This is a genomic window from Hydrogenophilus hirschii (assembly GCF_054656675.1).
This window is the reverse complement of sequence record NZ_BAAHXQ010000002.1, coordinates 185008-199700: the sequence shown is the minus strand read 5'-3', so window position 1 is coordinate 199700 and position 14693 is coordinate 185008. Positions and strand designations below refer to the sequence as shown.

Below are 14693 nucleotides of genomic sequence, written 5' to 3'. Positions count from 1 at the left end.
TGCCGAAATCGCCTTTTTCGCTGTACGATAGCAGGGCAGAAACGAGGAGAGGGAACCGATGAACCGCCCAATCGTGTCGCGTGCGCTGATCTTTGGCGCGATCGCCCTTGGCGCAACCGCTTGTATGACGCCGTACAGCGAAGTGCCCGTAGCCACCAATTTTCCGACCACCACCCAAGAAAAACTGCAATCGGCACACCACTGGCAGGTGATCGCCGAAGGCATCGCCGCGCAGATCACGCAAGCCCTGCAACAAGAGCAAGGGTGCCGCACCGCGCCGCTCGCGTGCCCGACGCTCGCGTTCGCATCGCCGGATCGCCCATCGCCCTTCGAACGTGCGCTGATCGCCGCAATCACCACCGAATTGGTGCGCCACGGCTGGAAAGTACGAACCGAATTGCCTGCCGATATCACGCTGCGCTTGGACGTCCAGGCGAACCGCTTTCGCAACCGCCCTGCCGACGGCAAATTCACCAGCGCTGCCGCTTTGGGGGCGGGCCTCTGGGTGCTGAGCGACGACAAAAACATCGGCGTATGGGAACACGTCTCGCCGGGTGCCTCTGCGCTCGTCGGTCTTGCCGCAACGGATCTCTGGCGCTGGCAAACGAGTCAGTTCGCGCAAGGGCCGACCCCAGAAGTCGAACTGATGGTCAATGTTTCCGCCGTTCGGGAGGGGGTCTATCTGGCGCGCACCTCTGAGGTTTTCTATATCGCAGAGAGCGACCTGGCGCTCTACACACCGCCGCCTGCGCCGTACCCCGCCCCAATGGTCTTGCCGGTCCGCGGGAGCTGAGCCATGCGCTGGAACCACCGCAATCGAACCGCTGCCTTCCTCTTGGTGAGCGCTGCGCTGGTAAGCGGTTGCCTCACGACGCAGCCTGAGCCGCTGCGCGCCCCTGAGGAAAACCCCAGCGCCGTGCTCGACACCACCTACGGGCTGATCGACGCGATCGCGCAACAGGCGCCCGCTTGGGTCAAGAATGGCCCGGTGCTGGTTGCAACGTTCGTCGACGTCGATCAATTGGAGCATTCTTCGACATTGGGCCGCGCGATCACCGAACAGGCGAGCACCCGTCTGGTGCAACTGGGCTTTCCGGTGGTCGAAGTCAAACTGCGCGCGAGCCTCTTCGTCAAGCAGGATACGGGGGAACTGCTCCTCAGCCGCGAAATCGGGCAGATCGCCCGCGAACAATCGGCGCGGGCGGTCTTGGTCGGCACCTATGCGGTGGGGAAACGCGCGGTCCATATCAACACCAAGCTGGTCGACCCCACCCAGGGGACGATCCTTGCCGCGCAAGACAGCGTGCTCGCACTCGACAGCCACGTCAAGAGCTTGTTGCGATGAGTCGACCATACACCGCAACCGGAAGCCAAGAGAAGAGCCGTCTGGGTGCGATCGTCATTCCCGTCACACCGTTCGAGCAGAATTGCACGCTGCTCTGGGATCGCGAAACCCAGGAAGGGGTCGCGGTCGACCCGGGCGGAGAGATCCCCAAGATCTTGGACGCCGCGGAATCGCATGGGATCGCGCTGCGCGCCATTTGGCTGACGCACGGCCATATCGACCATGCCGCGGGCGCGCCTGCGCTTGCTAAAGCCGTAGGCGGCATCCCGATTCTCGGCCCCCATCCGGCGGACGAGTACTGGCTACAAGGACTTCCGCAGCAAGCAACCTATTTCGGTTTTCCGCCAACGGTGGCGTTCACGCCGGACGAGTGGCTCGACGAAACCCAAGCGGTCATGGCAGGTGAGATCCCCTTTCAGGTGATCCACCTGCCCGGCCATACCCCCGGCCATCTGGTCTTCTTTCAACCGGAATATCGGCTGGCGCTGGTAGGCGACGTGCTCTTTGCCGGTTCGATCGGACGCACTGACTTTCCTGGCGGAGACCACCAGGCGCTCATCCAAGGCATTCAGCACAAGCTCTTCCCGTTGGGTGACGACGTCCTTTTCATACCGGGGCACGGGCCGCAGAGCACTTTTGGCGAGGAGCGCGCCAACAATCCTTTCGTGCGCATGTTCACGATTCCCAAACATTCCTAAACCCAATCACGGCAAGGCCCGATCTCCGCCAAAGTACCCCGCTGGCTGACGCGCCCAAGCGTCGTCGAGTCCCCACTGAATCGGGTCGGCTTCGACGGACTCCAACCGCGCCTGCTCGTTTTCCGGTAGCGCCGGGAAAAAGTCCAAGCCGGTGAGCGCCTCGATTCGGTCGATCGCGACGATGAAGTCGCGCAAGTCGCTGTCCGCAGGGGCATCCTGCGGCACGAGAAACGCGATCGCACGCCGCGAACCGTCCGTCTCTTCGCGCAGCAAGATGCGATAGTAGGCGTTCGGAACCGCCACCCACGCCGATGAAAAGCGCGGAGGATTCTCCCCCCACATCGGCCCGACGATCACCCAAAGCTTGCTGGCACCGGGCGCAAAACGGTTTGCTTCGAGCCGTTCGAGCCGCTCCCAGCTGCCGCGGTTGTGCTCCGGTTTTTGCGGCGCGATGTTGCTCATGCGAAAGGTCGCGTGCTGGGCGTCGCGCCCGTAGCGCGTCCCGATCAAGAAGTTGGGCGCCATGTGGCCGCGATCGAACCCGGAACGGCTATAGCTTTCGTGCGTCACACACCCCAGATGCAACCGGCAGCGCCAGGTGCGTGAGTCGGGCGAAAAACGATCGGGACGCGGCTCCAGACGATAGCGCGGCGGCGGATCGGCACGGTACGCAACCCACTCGGGAACGCCGTGCCATTCGCTGTAGCGGACGACGAAACCGGGATTGACCAGGGTCGTTGCGAACCAGCTCCCACCGTGCGGCCAACCGTAGGGATCGTCTGCGGGCAGCCGCGCATCGGGCACGAACCAGGCGGCGAGCGCCAACAGAACCGCTGCGATCAGCGTCACCATGCGGCGTGGCCATCGAACCGTTCGCGTCGTCGTCTTGCCTCTGCGCATCTGCGTACCCTTGTCTGCGTCAAAACGCGTTATTATCCCGAAACTCTGAGCGATCCGGACAAAAACGCATGGCTCGATGGCGCACTTTTTTCGTTACGCTTGGCCGCGCCCCAACCGCACCGTGGTGGGGGATCGCTGCGGTCGCTTGTGCACTTGCCGTTGCCAGCATCGTGCTCACCCATCTTTTGCGTTTGGCGCCGTGCCATTTGTGCATCCTGCAGCGGTTTCTGTTCCTGGTTCTCGCCGTTTTCGCAAGCGGTGCGGCGCTCAGTTGCGCACGTTCTCGCTTGCTGTTGCGCTTCACTGCTGTCGGCACCATTCTCACCGCGCTCTTTGGCCTAGGCGTTGCGGGGTATCAGTCGCTCTTGCAGTGGCGACCCGAATCATTCACGTGCGGGGGCGCGGAGCTCTCGCCGCTCGAACAGTTCGTGGAATGGCTGGCGTCGCTATCCGAAACGCTCTTTCTGCCCACTGGTTTTTGCAGCGACCCCGGCTTGGTGCTATTCGGGTTGTCGCTCGCGAATTGGGCATTTCTGGCTTATGCCGGGATTGCAGCGGTGGGCGTCTGGGCGTTGCGGCGCCGTCAGGCGCCGTTTGCGCGGTAGCGGGCAAGCGCGCGTTGCGCCTGAAAACGGGTCGAGTCCTCAGGCTGGGTGGGGTCCTGCCCGCGCTGCGTCGCTTCCTGCTGCGCTTTGGCCAATTCGATTCGCGCTTGCGCTGCCATCTGCGCCGCTTGCGCCGCCACTTTGCGATCCTGCGGAGACGGGTCGGCTGGTGCAAGCGCTGCTGCGCGAATCCGCTCCGCTTTCTGGAGCGTCTCTTCCGGCGTCTTGCCTGGCGAAACGTCGATCCGCACGTCACCGGCAACGGCGTATTGCTGACCATCGGGGCCACGCACCGTGGTGAATTGTGCGCCCCGTGTCACCAATCCAGCGCCCGCAGCGACATGCGCCGCTTCATGCGCGCGCACCTTGCGGTCGATTTCACGCAACCGAGCCACCTTTTGCGCCGTTTCGGCGTCTTGCCGCACCGGAGTGCGCGCACCCCAAGCATCTGAAGTACTTTGCTGCACCGAGCCCACCCTGGGTGGCAGGGAAGCGATAGCGGAAACTGCCGAGATCGCCATGACGCACTCCTTCAGGAACATCATATCCAGGGAACCCCCCCATGGCAAGTCGCGCCCGATAACCGGTACAATTCGCTCCGCGATCAACCACTTGAATGAGAAAACGACAATGCCGACTTTCCTGGAACGCCAGTTCGCGCTCGCGGCGCATGGAACGACGCTGCGTACCGAGCTTCTTGCGGGTCTGACCACGTTCTTGACGATGGCGTATATCCTGTTCGTCAACCCGGAAATTCTCTCGACCACCGGGATGCCGAAGAGCGCCGTTTTCGTCGCCACCTGTCTGACCGCCGCGATCGGCTCCTTCATCATGGGATGGTGGGCCAACCTGCCGATCGCGCTCGCCCCAGGGATGGGGCTCAACGCCTATTTTGCGTTCGTGGTGGTGGGAACGCTCGGCTTCACGTGGCAGCAGGCGTTGGGTGCCGTGTTCATTTCGGGGGTTCTCTTCATCCTGGTTTCGCTCTTCCGGGTCCGTGAATGGGTGATCAACGCGATTCCCAAAAGCCTCAAATACGCGATTTCCGCTGGCATCGGCCTCTTCCTCGCGATCATCGGGCTGAAAAACGCTGGCATCGTCGTCGCCCATCCCGCCACCCTCGTCACCTTGGGCGACCTGCATCAAACCCCGGCCTTGTTGGCTTGCCTCGGCTTCGTGCTCATTTTGGCGTTGGAAGCGCGCCGCGTCAAAGGGGCGATCTTGATCGGGATCCTCGCGATCACCTTCCTCTCCGTTGGGCTGGGGTTGACCCCGTTCCAGGGGGTGGTCGCCGCACCGCCGTCGCTCACTCCGACGTTCCTCGCGATGGATATCGCCGGGGCACTGCACGTCGGCTTGGTTTCCGTCGTGATGACGTTCTTCTTGGTCGAACTCTTCGACGCTTCGGGAACGCTCATCGGGGTGGCTCATCGCGCGGGACTTCTCGACGCCGAAGGAAAACTCCCCCGGATGGGGCGGGCGCTGCTTGCCGATTCGTCGGCGATCGTGGTCGGGGCAACGCTCGGCACCTCGTCGACCACCGCATACATCGAATCAGCTGCAGGCACCGCCGTAGGGGGGCGCACGGGGCTCACCGCGGTGGTAGTCGCGGTGCTGTTCCTCTTGGCGCTCTTTTTCTCGCCGCTTGCGGCGATGGTCCCCGCGTACGCAACGGCGCCGGCGCTCCTCTACGTGGCGATCTTGATGTCGCGCGGGCTTGCCGAAGTCGATTGGCACGATCTCACCGAAGCCGCCCCTGCGGCGGTCACCGCGATCACGATGCCCTTCACCTTCTCCATCGCGCACGGGATCGCGTTCGGCTTCATCACCTACGCGGCGCTCAAGATTTTGAGCGGCCGCATCAAAGAACTGCCGATCGCGGTTGCGGTGATCGCAGCGCTCTTCCTCGTCAAATTCGCGCTGTGGTAAGGAGACCCGCCCATGAGTGCGCTGCCGCCCCCATTGCCCGACCCGGCGCCGCTGGTTGCGCGCATCCGGACGATTCCCGATTGGCCCAAACCGGGCGTTTTGTTCCGCGACATCACGCCGTTGCTCCTCGACCCGCAAGCATTTCGCCTGCTCGTCGATACCTTCGTGATCCGCTATATGCACGAAAAGATCGACCGCGTCGCCGGAATCGACGCGCGCGGGTTCATCATCGGGAGTGTCGTCGCCCACCAACTGAACGCCGGGTTCATCCCAATCCGCAAAGCGGGTAAACTCCCGTTCACGACGCTGCGCGAACGTTATACGCTCGAATATGGTGAGGCCGAAGTCGAAATCCACACCGACGCGATCGAGCCGGGCGCGCGCGCCTTGCTGATCGACGACCTGATCGCAACCGGCGGTACGATGGTCGCTGCAGCCAATTTGCTCACCCGTCTGGGCGCGAACGTGGTCGAGACCGCGGCGATCATCGACCTGCCCGCGTTGGGCGGCAGCGCACGACTACGGGAAGCGGGTTTTTCCGTGTTCACCTTGTGCTCGTTCTAAGGAGGCCGAGATGCTCCTGACGTTCGTTATCCTCTACCTCTTGGTTTCGGTTGCGATCGGCCTCTGGGCCGCAACCAAGGTGCATAACGCCCGCGACTACATCGTCGCGGGGCGTAACCTCCCCTTCATCGTCGTGCTGGCGATGGTCTTTGCGACCTGGTTCGGTTCGGAAACGGTGCTGGGTATCAGCGCGACATTTCTCGAGGAAGGGTTGGTGGGACTCGCCTCCGACCCGTTGGGCGCATCGCTCTGTCTCGTGCTCTTCGGTCTGATCTTCGCGCGACCGCTCTACCGCATGAACCTGCTGACGTTGGGCGATTTCTTTCGTCGCCGCTTTAGCCCCACCATCGAGATCGTGCTCTCTTTCTGCATCGTGATCTCCTATCTGGGCTGGGTCAGCGCGCAGTTCGCGGCACTTGGGGTCGTCTTCAACGTACTTTCCGATGGCGCAATTTCACAACATACCGGTGTACTCATCGGCGGCGCGGTCGTGCTCGTCTATACGGTTTTCGGTGGCATGTGGTCTGTTGCGTGGACCACCTTCATCCAGATGATCCTGATCGTCGTCGGGTTGTTGCTCGTTGCCTATTTTGCTGGGGAGAAGGCTGGCGGCGTCGCAGCAGTGCTCGACCACGCCAAAGCGGCGGGCAAGCTCGAATGGTTTCCCTCCCTTGCCGATCCACAGGCGGTCCTCACTTGGTTCGCAGCGCTCGTCACGGTGGCGCTCGGTTCGATTCCGCAGCAGGACGTCTTTCAGCGGGTGAATAGCTCGAAAAACGAGTTCGTCGCGGTTTGGGGGACGACGCTCGGGGGTGTCGCTTATTTCCTCTTTGCCGCGGTGCCGCTCTTCATCGCCTACAGCGCGACGATGATCGCCCCGGAGACCACCGCGAAATTGCTCCAGGAAGATTCACAGTTGATTCTGCCGACGCTCGTGACCGTGGAGATGCCGCTGTGGCTGCAGATCGTCTTCTTCGGCGCGCTCTTGTCCGTAATCATGAGTACCGCGAGCGGCACCCTGCTGGCACCATCGGTGACCTTCACCGAAAACATCGTCAAAAGCGTCTGGCCCGGAATGAGTGACCAGCAACTGCTGCGGATCACCCGCTGGACGGTCGTCGGGTTTGCGGCCCTCGTCACGGCGTACGCGCTTTCCACCAACGACTCGATCCACAAAATGGTGGAGAATGCCTATCGCGTCACGTTGGCAGGCGCGTTCGTGCCCTTGGCGTTCGGGATCTTCTGGCGGCGCGCGACCAACTTCGGGGCGACGATGGCGGTGGTCACGGGGCTGGGCGTCTGGCTCTTCGGCGAATTTTATCTCCCCGAGATGGCGATCGAGCCGCAAGTGATCGGAATGCTTGCCGCAGCGGTGGCGATGGTCGTAGGAAGCATTTTCGGGCCGAAAGCGCCCACGCCAACGGATGAGACACCGCGCCACCGCACCCATCACGCCGCGGCCGCAACCCACCACGTTCCGTACTGACGCGACGGACCGAACCGTGCGCCCTGCGCTCGCAACGATCGACCTCGACGCGCTCGTGGCCAACTACCGCTGGCTGCAGGAGCATGGAAAACCAGGGCGCACCCTAGCGGTAGTAAAAGCCGACGCGTATGGCCATGGTGCAGTGCAATGTGCGTCGGCGCTCGCGCCTTTCGTCGACGGCTTTGCGGTAGCGTTCCTCGAAGAGGCGCTGACGCTGCGGAAAAACGGCATCACTGCGCCGATCCTCGTCTTGGAAGGGTGTCTGGCAGCCGACGAGTACGCCGCGTGTTGCGCGCACCGGCTCTGGACGGTAGTCCACTGCGAACCGCAACTCGCCTGGCTCGAAGCCCACGCCCGACGCGGCGCGCCACACCCCGAGCGTATCTGGGTCAAGGTCGATAGCGGCATGCACCGCTTGGGTTTTGCTCCGGAAGCGCTCTCTGGCGTGATCGCCCGCCTGGAGCGCCTTGCAGTCGAACCCCGACATCTCGTCTGGATGACCCATCTCGCGTGCGCCGACCAACCCAAACACCCCCACACCGCCGCGCAGCTCGAACGGTTCGCCCAAGCATTGGAGGCACTTCCCGAACGCTACGCCCAAGTACCACGCAGCATCGCCAATTCGGCTGCGCTCCTTGCGTGGCCAGCCGCGCATGGCGACTGGGCGCGCCCCGGGATCGCGCTTTACGGCGCGAACCCCTTGGCCACGGAACCGTTGCCCGCCGCATTGACGCCGGTGATGACACTGCGCTCAGAGATCATCGCAACCCGTTGGATCGCCGCGGGGGAAGCGGTTGGGTACGGCGCGGCCTTCGTTGCCGAGCGCGCGACGCGCGTCGGTGTGGTCGCAATCGGATATGGCGATGGGTATCCGCGTACCGCACCGACCGGAACACCCGTTGCCGTGGCGGGTCACCGCACGCGGCTCATTGGGCGAGTCTCGATGGATCTCGTCACCGTGGATCTCACCGATCTCCCCGAATCGGTAGGGGTGGGCGCCGCGGTCGAACTGTGGGGTCGGCAAGTCTTGGTCGATGAGGTCGCACGCGCCGTGGGCACCATCGGCTATGAACTGTTGTGTCACGTGCGCCGTGTGCCGATGCGCTATCTGCCTGCTACTTGCACCGCCTGCTGAGTTGCGCTAACGTACCATTTTCCCAACAACGGAGTTGCGCGATGAACGCACCCTTCGATGCCCGCTTGGCGAAACCGGACGCCGCTGCGGTTCAACCCTTCCCCAACAGCAGAAAAATCTACGTCACCGGATCGCGGTCCGACATCCGCGTCCCGATGCGCGAAATCCACCAGGCGCCCACCCCACTTCCTGGCGGCGGTTTCGAGCCCAACCCGCCTATTTTCGTCTATGACACCTCGGGGCCATACACCGACCCGGATGCCCGAATCGACATCCGCCATGGCCTGCCGCCACTGCGTGCGGGTTGGATCGAAGCGCGTGGCGACACCGAATTGCTACCCCACCCGACCAGCCAATACGGACAGGCGCGCCTTGCCGACCCAGCGACCGAACCTTTACGCTTTCCCGGATTGAAACGCACACCGCGGCGCGCCAAACCGGGGTGTAACGTCACCCAAATGCACTACGCGCGGCGCGGCATCATCACCCCGGAGATGGAGTTCGTCGCGATTCGCGAAAACCTCAACCGGCAGGCCTATCTCGAAGCATTGCGCGCCGCCGGGCCGAGGGGGCAAAAACTGGCCGAGCGTCTCACCCGTCAGCACCAAGGGCAGCGATTTGGGGCGCACATTCCCGAAACGATCACCCCGGAATTCGTTCGCCAAGAGGTCGCTGCCGGTCGCGCAATCATCCCGGCGAACATCAACCACCCCGAATCGGAGCCGATGATCATCGGCCGCAACTTCCTGGTGAAGATCAACGCCAATATCGGCAATTCGGCGCTCGCCTCCGACATTCAAACCGAAGTCGACAAAATGACGTGGGCGATCCGTTGGGGTGCCGATACCGTGATGGACCTCTCCACCGGCAAGCACATTCACGAAACCCGCGAATGGATCATCCGCAACAGCCCGGTTCCGATCGGCACTGTGCCCATCTACCAGGCGCTGGAAAAGGTCGACGGCAAAGCCGAAGAGCTGACGTGGGAAATCTTCCGCGACACTTTGATCGAGCAAGCAGAACAAGGGGTGGACTACTTCACGATCCACGCTGGCGTGCTGCTGCGCTACATTCCGCTCACCGCAGATCGGCTTACGGGAATCGTCTCCCGCGGTGGGTCGATCATGGCGAAATGGTGCCTGGCCCACCACCAAGAGAACTTCCTCTACACCCACTTCGAAGAGATCTGCGAAATCATGAAGGCGTACGACGTCGCGTTCAGCTTGGGCGACGGACTGCGCCCCGGCTCGATCTACGACGCCAACGACGAAGCGCAGCTTGCCGAACTCAAGACGCTGGGAGAATTGACCCAAATCGCTTGGCAACACGACGTCCAGGTGATGATCGAAGGCCCTGGTCACGTACCGATGCAGCTCATCGCCGAGAACGTCGAGAAAGAGTTGGCGTGGTGTCATGAAGCCCCGTTCTACACCCTTGGCCCGCTCGTCACCGACATTTCGCCCGGCTACGACCATCTGGCGAGCGCGATCGGTGCTGCGCAAATCGGCTGGTACGGCACCGCGATGCTCTGCTACGTCACGCCCAAAGAGCATTTGGGACTCCCGAACAAGGACGACGTCAAAGAAGGGATCATCGCGTACAAGATCGCCGCGCATGCCGCCGACCTCGCCAAAGGACACCCCGGCGCGCAGATCCGCGACAATGCGCTCTCCAAGGCGCGCTTCGAGTTTCGCTGGGTCGACCAATTCAACCTCTCGCTCGACCCCGACAAAGCGCGTGAATTCCATGACGAGACACTGCCGAAGGAGTCGGCGAAGGTCGCCCACTTCTGCTCGATGTGCGGCCCCCATTTCTGCAGTATGAAGATCACGCAGGAGGTGCGGCAGTTCGCTGAGCAAGCGGGGCTCGACGAGACCGAAGCGCTCACTGCGGGAATGAAATCCCAGGCCGAAACGTTCAAGAAGCTGGGGGGCGAACTCTACGTTCCTGCGTCCGACGCTTCGTGAGCGAAGCGCAGTTGCGTGACCGTCCGCCCGCCTCTGCCCCGGCGGACGGGGCCGATCCGACGCTCGCGGAACGGGCGCGGCGCTTGCTGCGCACGCGCTTCGGTCTTGCGTCGTTCCGCCCCCAGCAAGAGGAGATCGTGTGCCATATCGCCGCAGGCGGCGATGCGCTCGTCTTGATGCCAACCGGGGGCGGCAAATCGCTCTGCTACCAACTGCCTGCGTTGCTGCGCGCGGGGCTTGCGGTCGTCTTCTCTCCGCTCATTGCGCTGATGGACGATCAGGTACGCGCGCTCACCGCACGAAAGATCCCTGCCGCGGCGCTCCATTCCGGGTTGGACGAAGCAGCACAGGATTCGGTGCTCGACGCGGCGTTCGAAGGGCGGCTCAAACTCCTGTTCGTCGCTCCTGAACGCCTCCCCACGCCGCGTTTTTTGGCACTCCTCGACGCGCTCCACGAACGCAACCGGCTCGCGCTTTTTGCGATCGACGAGGCGCATTGCGTCTGGCAGTGGGGACACGACTTTCGCCCCGAGTATCTGCAGTTGGCGCTTTTGGCTACCCGCTACCCCACGGTGCCGCGCGTCGCGCTCACCGCAACCGCCGACCACGTGGCGCGCGACGAGATCATCGCCCGGCTCAACCTCCACCGGGCCCGCATCTTCCTCACCAGTTTCGACCGCAGCAACCTCTTTTACGCGATGACACCGCGCAGTGGCGACGGGAAACGGCAGCTTCTTGCCGCATTGCGCGCGCGCCCACTGGAAGGCAGCAGCATCGTCTATTGCGGCAGTCGCGCGAAGACCGAACGGATCGCCGCCTGGCTTGCTGCGCATGGGGTCCCGGCGCTTGCCTACCATGCCGGGCTCGACGCTGCGACGCGGCGCGCCCGACAGCACCAGTTCCTACACCGCGACGGCATGGTGATGGTCGCGACGATCGCGTTTGGCATGGGAATCGACAAACCAGACGTGCGTTTTGTCGCCCACCTCGACCTGCCCCGTACGCTGGAAGGGTATTATCAAGAGACTGGCCGCGCTGGGAGAGACGGCGCGCCTGCGTTCGCGCAGCTTTTTTGGCGCGGCGAAGACGCAGCGCGTTGGCGCATTGCGATCGACACGAACACGCAATTACTCCCCGAACAACGAAGCGCTGCGTGGGCGCGGCTCGACGCGCTCGCCCAGCTCGTGCTCGCCTCCGGCTGCCGCCGACAGCCGCTTCTTGCCTATTTCGGGGAGCGAATCGGGCCGTGCGGCCGCTGTGACCATTGCCTGGCACCGCCGAAACGGTGGGACGCCCGCGAAGCGGCCCAAATGGCGCTCTCGGCAGTCTATCGCACTGGCCAACGACACGGCGCGCAGCTTCTCGTCGACGTCTTGCGCGGCAACGCGACGAGCCGCGTGGTCGCCGCCGGGTACGACCGCATCAAAACCTTTGGTGTCGGCGTACGAATTCCGCCCGAACGGTGGCACTGGCTCTTCCAAGCCCTGTTGCTCACAGGGGCGCTCACGCTTACTGACGCCGGTGGCTACGCGCTCACCGAACGGGCACGGCCGCTCCTCAAAGGAGCGGCCCCTTTCTGGTTGCCCCTTCCCCACAACTAACCGCAACAGGCAGGCTAAAATGGCTGCCCGCCCCACCTCCCGCGCCGCGCGAAAGTGGGTGTTGCTGCGCTGGGCCATCACCGGATCGCCTCAAGGAGTAGGCGCCCATTTGCGGGTTGCGGCGGGCGGCTGGTTCGCGGTCCGGCCAAGAGTGGCGCAATCACCCCCCCCTCTGCCTCCGTTCCGCTCTGATAGACCAGCCACACCACCCCTTCGCGACACGGCGGCCACGGCTCAGACCCTTCGTAGAGATAAAAGGTATCGAAAACCGGCAACAGCGAACGCCAATCCCACCGCAACCGGGACGCGTTACGCCCACCCTGCGCCCACTGAGCCAACGCTTCCAACTCTGGTGCGGTGCGTGTGCTCTGTGCAACTGGGATCTCGACGAAGAGGCGCGCCCCATTGCCCACGAACGCTAACACCCAAGACCCCAGCCAAGGCCCACCGCTGCGCCCCGGATGGAGCACAGGATGGTGCCACGAAGCGCGCTGCAACTGCCAAACGACGCCGCGCCAACGCAGGCTCTGAGGCGCCCGGGGCACCAGCACGATCTCCCCTTGCGGGCTTTGTGAAACCGTGTGCCATGCAGGGCGCACGAACCATTCGGGTGGCGGCACGGACGAAGGAATCGCACCACGCAGCGTAATCGGCGATTGCCGCCTGCCCGCGCGGCAGATGCGCCACTCGGGATCCATCCGATCCCACACCGCCGGACCACCCGCCCCTTCATACCGCCAGGCATCGGGCGGTGGCAGCACGCGGCGCGTACGGCTGCGTGCCGAGGAAGCGTTGCCTGTCGCCACGGGGCGATGCTGGGATGTTACGGTAAGCGCCGTCTGTGCTCCGGTGTGCGCGCGCGGTTGGCGCGTGACGCTGGGCGCTGCTGAGGTTCGATGCTCCGCGACCGCGGGTACCCCCCGTTCGGTTTTCTGAGCCGATGGTTGATGCGGCGTCACCGCATGCGCCGTTTCTGTGGTCGGGGGATTCGCACCGTGCTGCGTCGACGCTTCGTGCGTCGTCGCTACCTGCCCCCCCGGTGCGTGACGGTCACTCGCAGCGCTTTGTGCCGCCATCTTGGAGGGTGGGCTCGGTGCCACCGCTTCGTGGGCGCCTGGCGTTGTGACGATTTTCGGTTTTTTCGGCAGCAGATTGGGCACAGGCAATTGCGCGATCTCGGGCGGCAACTGACTCGGGTCGGCCAAATCGACGCCGATGGGGATGGCGCCCTCGCTCGGTTCGTGTGTTTTTTGGGCGCCTTCGGCAAGCTGCATAGCGGGTGCTGCCTGCGCAGCGGTTGGCGCGGCGTGGGCAGGAGCGGCACGCTCGTGTGAAGCCCCCTCATGCGTCGTGGGGTCCCCTGGTTCCATCGCGCTTTTTGCCGAAGCAAGCGCTTGCGCCGCTACCCGTTGCAACGCTTGCGGCGACATCGGTTCGCAAACCGCCCGCCACAACCGCTCATCGACACTCCCTTTGACGACGGGAACCGCCTGTTCCTGAGCGACGGCTTCGTCCCGGATCGGCAACCCTTCGGCGTCGTGATAGACCCGTTTGACCGTGGTAAACGTCCGGTGCTGGCAATCGAAACGGTTGAGCGCCCGAATCATCGCAAACCCCAGACGCTCTGCTTCACTCGGCGCAAGGATCACACGCCCCCACGCCACTTTGATACCGGCCTCCGCAGGCAAAATCGTTTCGGTGTCGACCTGCACTTCGCGCTCGCGGTCTTTGGCCACCGTCACCCACGCTGCCCTCGTGGGTCCACTCCAGCCCAGAAAAGCGACCATCACGGCCAGCGACACCAAACCTTTCCACACGATCGTTTCCCCCATCGTGCGCACACCCCACACCCGGCAACGGGGTGCACATTGTCGGTCCTTTGACGCTATTATCGGCATGTGAAGAAAAAACTTGAGCAGGCGATGAAACTCGCGGCAATCGGCTATCGCAAAGGGGAGCACGCCGACACCTTACTCGCGGACGTCGTGACCGCATTACGGCGTCAGAACGTCTCCGTCTATGGCACCTTGCAACACTGGTTGTGCATTCCGGACGACCCGTGCGCGATGGCGCTGGAGATCCTTCCCACCGGAGAACGCTTTTCGCTTTCGCAAGATTTGGGCCGCCATGCCCAATCGTGCCGCCTCGATCCGGCCACGCTCGCGCTCGCTGCGGCACGCGTGCGCACGATCTTGTCCGAGCATCCCCGTCCCGATCTCGTCCTCTTCAGCAAATTCGGCGAAATGGAGGCGCAAGGCGAAGGGTTCTGCGATGAAATCGTGTACGCGCTCGACCTTGGTTTGCCGGTTCTGACCGCGGTTGCCGAAGTTTGGTTGTCGGCCTGGCAGCAGTTCACTGGGGGCTTCGCCGAAACCCTTCCCTTTGCGTTCGACGCGGTGCTCGATTGGTGCCACCGCGCGGGCGTCTGCGCGCAAGTACGGTAAACTCTCCCTTTCTTCGGCG

The 14693-nt window shown here is 63.5% G+C and carries 14 protein-coding genes; 11 read left to right on the top strand and 3 right to left on the bottom strand.

The genetic code is table 11. The features are described from left to right. Positions 1–58: 58 nt before the first annotated feature. Genes ACYQ4Z_RS08025 through ACYQ4Z_RS08015 form a run of 3 tightly spaced genes read left to right on the top strand, consistent with a single transcriptional unit; the run spans position 59 to position 2043 of the window. Positions 59–793 (top strand): hypothetical protein, encoded by a 735-nt coding sequence (locus ACYQ4Z_RS08025; protein WP_119335714.1) that lies wholly within the window; start codon positions 59–61, stop codon positions 791–793. Positions 794–796: 3 nt separating this feature from the next. Continuing rightward, positions 797–1345, top strand: coding sequence for a FlgO family outer membrane protein (locus ACYQ4Z_RS08020; protein ID WP_459860616.1), 549 nt, complete (start codon positions 797–799; stop codon positions 1343–1345). Further along, positions 1342–2043, top strand: a complete 702-nt coding sequence (locus ACYQ4Z_RS08015) for an MBL fold metallo-hydrolase (protein ID WP_119335716.1) — start codon at positions 1342–1344, stop codon at positions 2041–2043. Before ACYQ4Z_RS08020 ends, ACYQ4Z_RS08015 begins: the two co-directional genes overlap by 4 nt. A gap of 6 nt (positions 2044–2049) precedes the next feature. On the opposite strand, the gene ACYQ4Z_RS08010 is transcribed toward ACYQ4Z_RS08015, so the two are convergent. Then, a complete protein-coding gene (locus ACYQ4Z_RS08010) occupies positions 2050–2943 on the bottom strand; it encodes a DNA/RNA non-specific endonuclease (RefSeq protein ID WP_219972147.1) in 894 nt (297 codons plus the stop codon). 68 nt (positions 2944–3011) lie between these two features. Here ACYQ4Z_RS08010 and ACYQ4Z_RS08005 point away from each other — a divergent pair, with 68 nt between their 5' ends. Then, positions 3012–3548 carry a disulfide bond formation protein B gene (locus tag ACYQ4Z_RS08005; protein WP_219972145.1) on the top strand — a complete coding sequence of 179 codons (537 nt, stop codon included), beginning with the start codon at positions 3012–3014 and terminating at the stop codon, positions 3546–3548. Here the strand turns inward: ACYQ4Z_RS08005 and ACYQ4Z_RS08000 are convergent. After that, the gene (locus tag ACYQ4Z_RS08000; protein WP_219972143.1) at positions 3527–4069 is read right to left on the bottom strand and encodes a putative metalloprotease CJM1_0395 family protein; all 543 of its coding nucleotides are present in this window, start codon (positions 4067–4069) and stop codon (positions 3527–3529) included. The genes ACYQ4Z_RS08005 and ACYQ4Z_RS08000 overlap by 22 nt on opposite strands. Before the next feature lie 109 nt (positions 4070–4178). Between ACYQ4Z_RS08000 and ACYQ4Z_RS07995 the strand changes: the two genes are divergently transcribed. Genes ACYQ4Z_RS07995 through ACYQ4Z_RS07970 form a run of 6 tightly spaced genes read left to right on the top strand, consistent with a single transcriptional unit; the run spans position 4179 to position 12230 of the window. After that, positions 4179–5477, top strand: a complete 1299-nt coding sequence (locus tag ACYQ4Z_RS07995) for an NCS2 family permease (RefSeq protein ID WP_459860615.1) — start codon at positions 4179–4181, stop codon at positions 5475–5477. 12 nt (positions 5478–5489) lie between these two features. Next, positions 5490–6041: an adenine phosphoribosyltransferase gene (locus ACYQ4Z_RS07990; protein WP_119335721.1), complete on the top strand. Its 552-nt coding sequence runs from the start codon at positions 5490–5492 to the stop codon at positions 6039–6041. Positions 6042–6051: 10 nt separating this feature from the next. Further along, a complete protein-coding gene (locus ACYQ4Z_RS07985; RefSeq protein ID WP_459860614.1) occupies positions 6052–7527 on the top strand; it encodes a high affinity choline transporter 1 in 1476 nt (491 codons plus the stop codon). Positions 7528–7543: 16 nt separating this feature from the next. Further along, positions 7544–8662 carry an alanine racemase gene (gene alr / locus ACYQ4Z_RS07980; protein ID WP_119336162.1) on the top strand — a complete coding sequence of 373 codons (1119 nt, stop codon included), beginning with the start codon at positions 7544–7546 and terminating at the stop codon, positions 8660–8662. 41 nt (positions 8663–8703) lie between these two features. Next, positions 8704–10629 (top strand): phosphomethylpyrimidine synthase ThiC, encoded by a 1926-nt coding sequence (thiC, locus tag ACYQ4Z_RS07975; protein ID WP_459860613.1) that lies wholly within the window; start codon positions 8704–8706, stop codon positions 10627–10629. Then, on the top strand, positions 10626–12230 hold the full coding sequence (locus ACYQ4Z_RS07970; protein WP_219972140.1) for a RecQ family ATP-dependent DNA helicase: 1605 nt from the start codon (positions 10626–10628) through the stop codon (positions 12228–12230). Before thiC ends, ACYQ4Z_RS07970 begins: the two co-directional genes overlap by 4 nt. Positions 12231–12307: 77 nt before the next feature. Here the strand turns inward: ACYQ4Z_RS07970 and ACYQ4Z_RS07965 are convergent, their stop codons facing one another. Continuing rightward, entirely contained in the window at positions 12308–14062 is a 1755-nt protein-coding gene (locus ACYQ4Z_RS07965) for a surface-adhesin E family protein (RefSeq protein WP_459860612.1), read from the bottom strand. A gap of 90 nt (positions 14063–14152) precedes the next feature. Between ACYQ4Z_RS07965 and ACYQ4Z_RS07960 the strand changes: the two genes are divergently transcribed. After that, complete coding sequence (locus ACYQ4Z_RS07960; RefSeq protein WP_219972138.1) at positions 14153–14674, top strand: DUF2478 domain-containing protein; 522 nt, start codon at positions 14153–14155, stop codon at positions 14672–14674. The last annotated feature ends 19 nt before the right edge of the window (positions 14675–14693 follow it).

What these genes read in the sequence shown, in the direction of transcription:
- ACYQ4Z_RS08020 (WP_459860616.1), top strand. Translation starts at nt 797, where the DNA reads ATGCGCTGGAACCACCGCAATCGAACCGCTGCCTTCCTCTTGGTGAGC.
- ACYQ4Z_RS07960 (WP_219972138.1), top strand. Translation starts at nt 14,153, where the DNA reads ATGAAACTCGCGGCAATCGGCTATCGCAAAGGGGAGCACGCCGACACC.
- ACYQ4Z_RS08010 (WP_219972147.1), bottom strand. Translation starts at nt 2,943, where the DNA reads ATGCGCAGAGGCAAGACGACGACGCGAACGGTTCGATGGCCACGCCGC.
- thiC (WP_459860613.1), top strand. Translation starts at nt 8,704, where the DNA reads ATGAACGCACCCTTCGATGCCCGCTTGGCGAAACCGGACGCCGCTGCG.
- ACYQ4Z_RS07965 (WP_459860612.1), bottom strand. Translation starts at nt 14,062, where the DNA reads ATGGGGGAAACGATCGTGTGGAAAGGTTTGGTGTCGCTGGCCGTGATG.
- ACYQ4Z_RS07985 (WP_459860614.1), top strand. Translation starts at nt 6,052, where the DNA reads ATGCTCCTGACGTTCGTTATCCTCTACCTCTTGGTTTCGGTTGCGATC.
- ACYQ4Z_RS07990 (WP_119335721.1), top strand. Translation starts at nt 5,490, where the DNA reads ATGAGTGCGCTGCCGCCCCCATTGCCCGACCCGGCGCCGCTGGTTGCG.
- ACYQ4Z_RS08015 (WP_119335716.1), top strand. Translation starts at nt 1,342, where the DNA reads ATGAGTCGACCATACACCGCAACCGGAAGCCAAGAGAAGAGCCGTCTG.
- ACYQ4Z_RS08025 (WP_119335714.1), top strand. Translation starts at nt 59, where the DNA reads ATGAACCGCCCAATCGTGTCGCGTGCGCTGATCTTTGGCGCGATCGCC.
- ACYQ4Z_RS07995 (WP_459860615.1), top strand. Translation starts at nt 4,179, where the DNA reads ATGCCGACTTTCCTGGAACGCCAGTTCGCGCTCGCGGCGCATGGAACG.
- ACYQ4Z_RS08000 (WP_219972143.1), bottom strand. Translation starts at nt 4,069, where the DNA reads ATGGCGATCTCGGCAGTTTCCGCTATCGCTTCCCTGCCACCCAGGGTG.
- ACYQ4Z_RS08005 (WP_219972145.1), top strand. Translation starts at nt 3,012, where the DNA reads ATGGCTCGATGGCGCACTTTTTTCGTTACGCTTGGCCGCGCCCCAACC.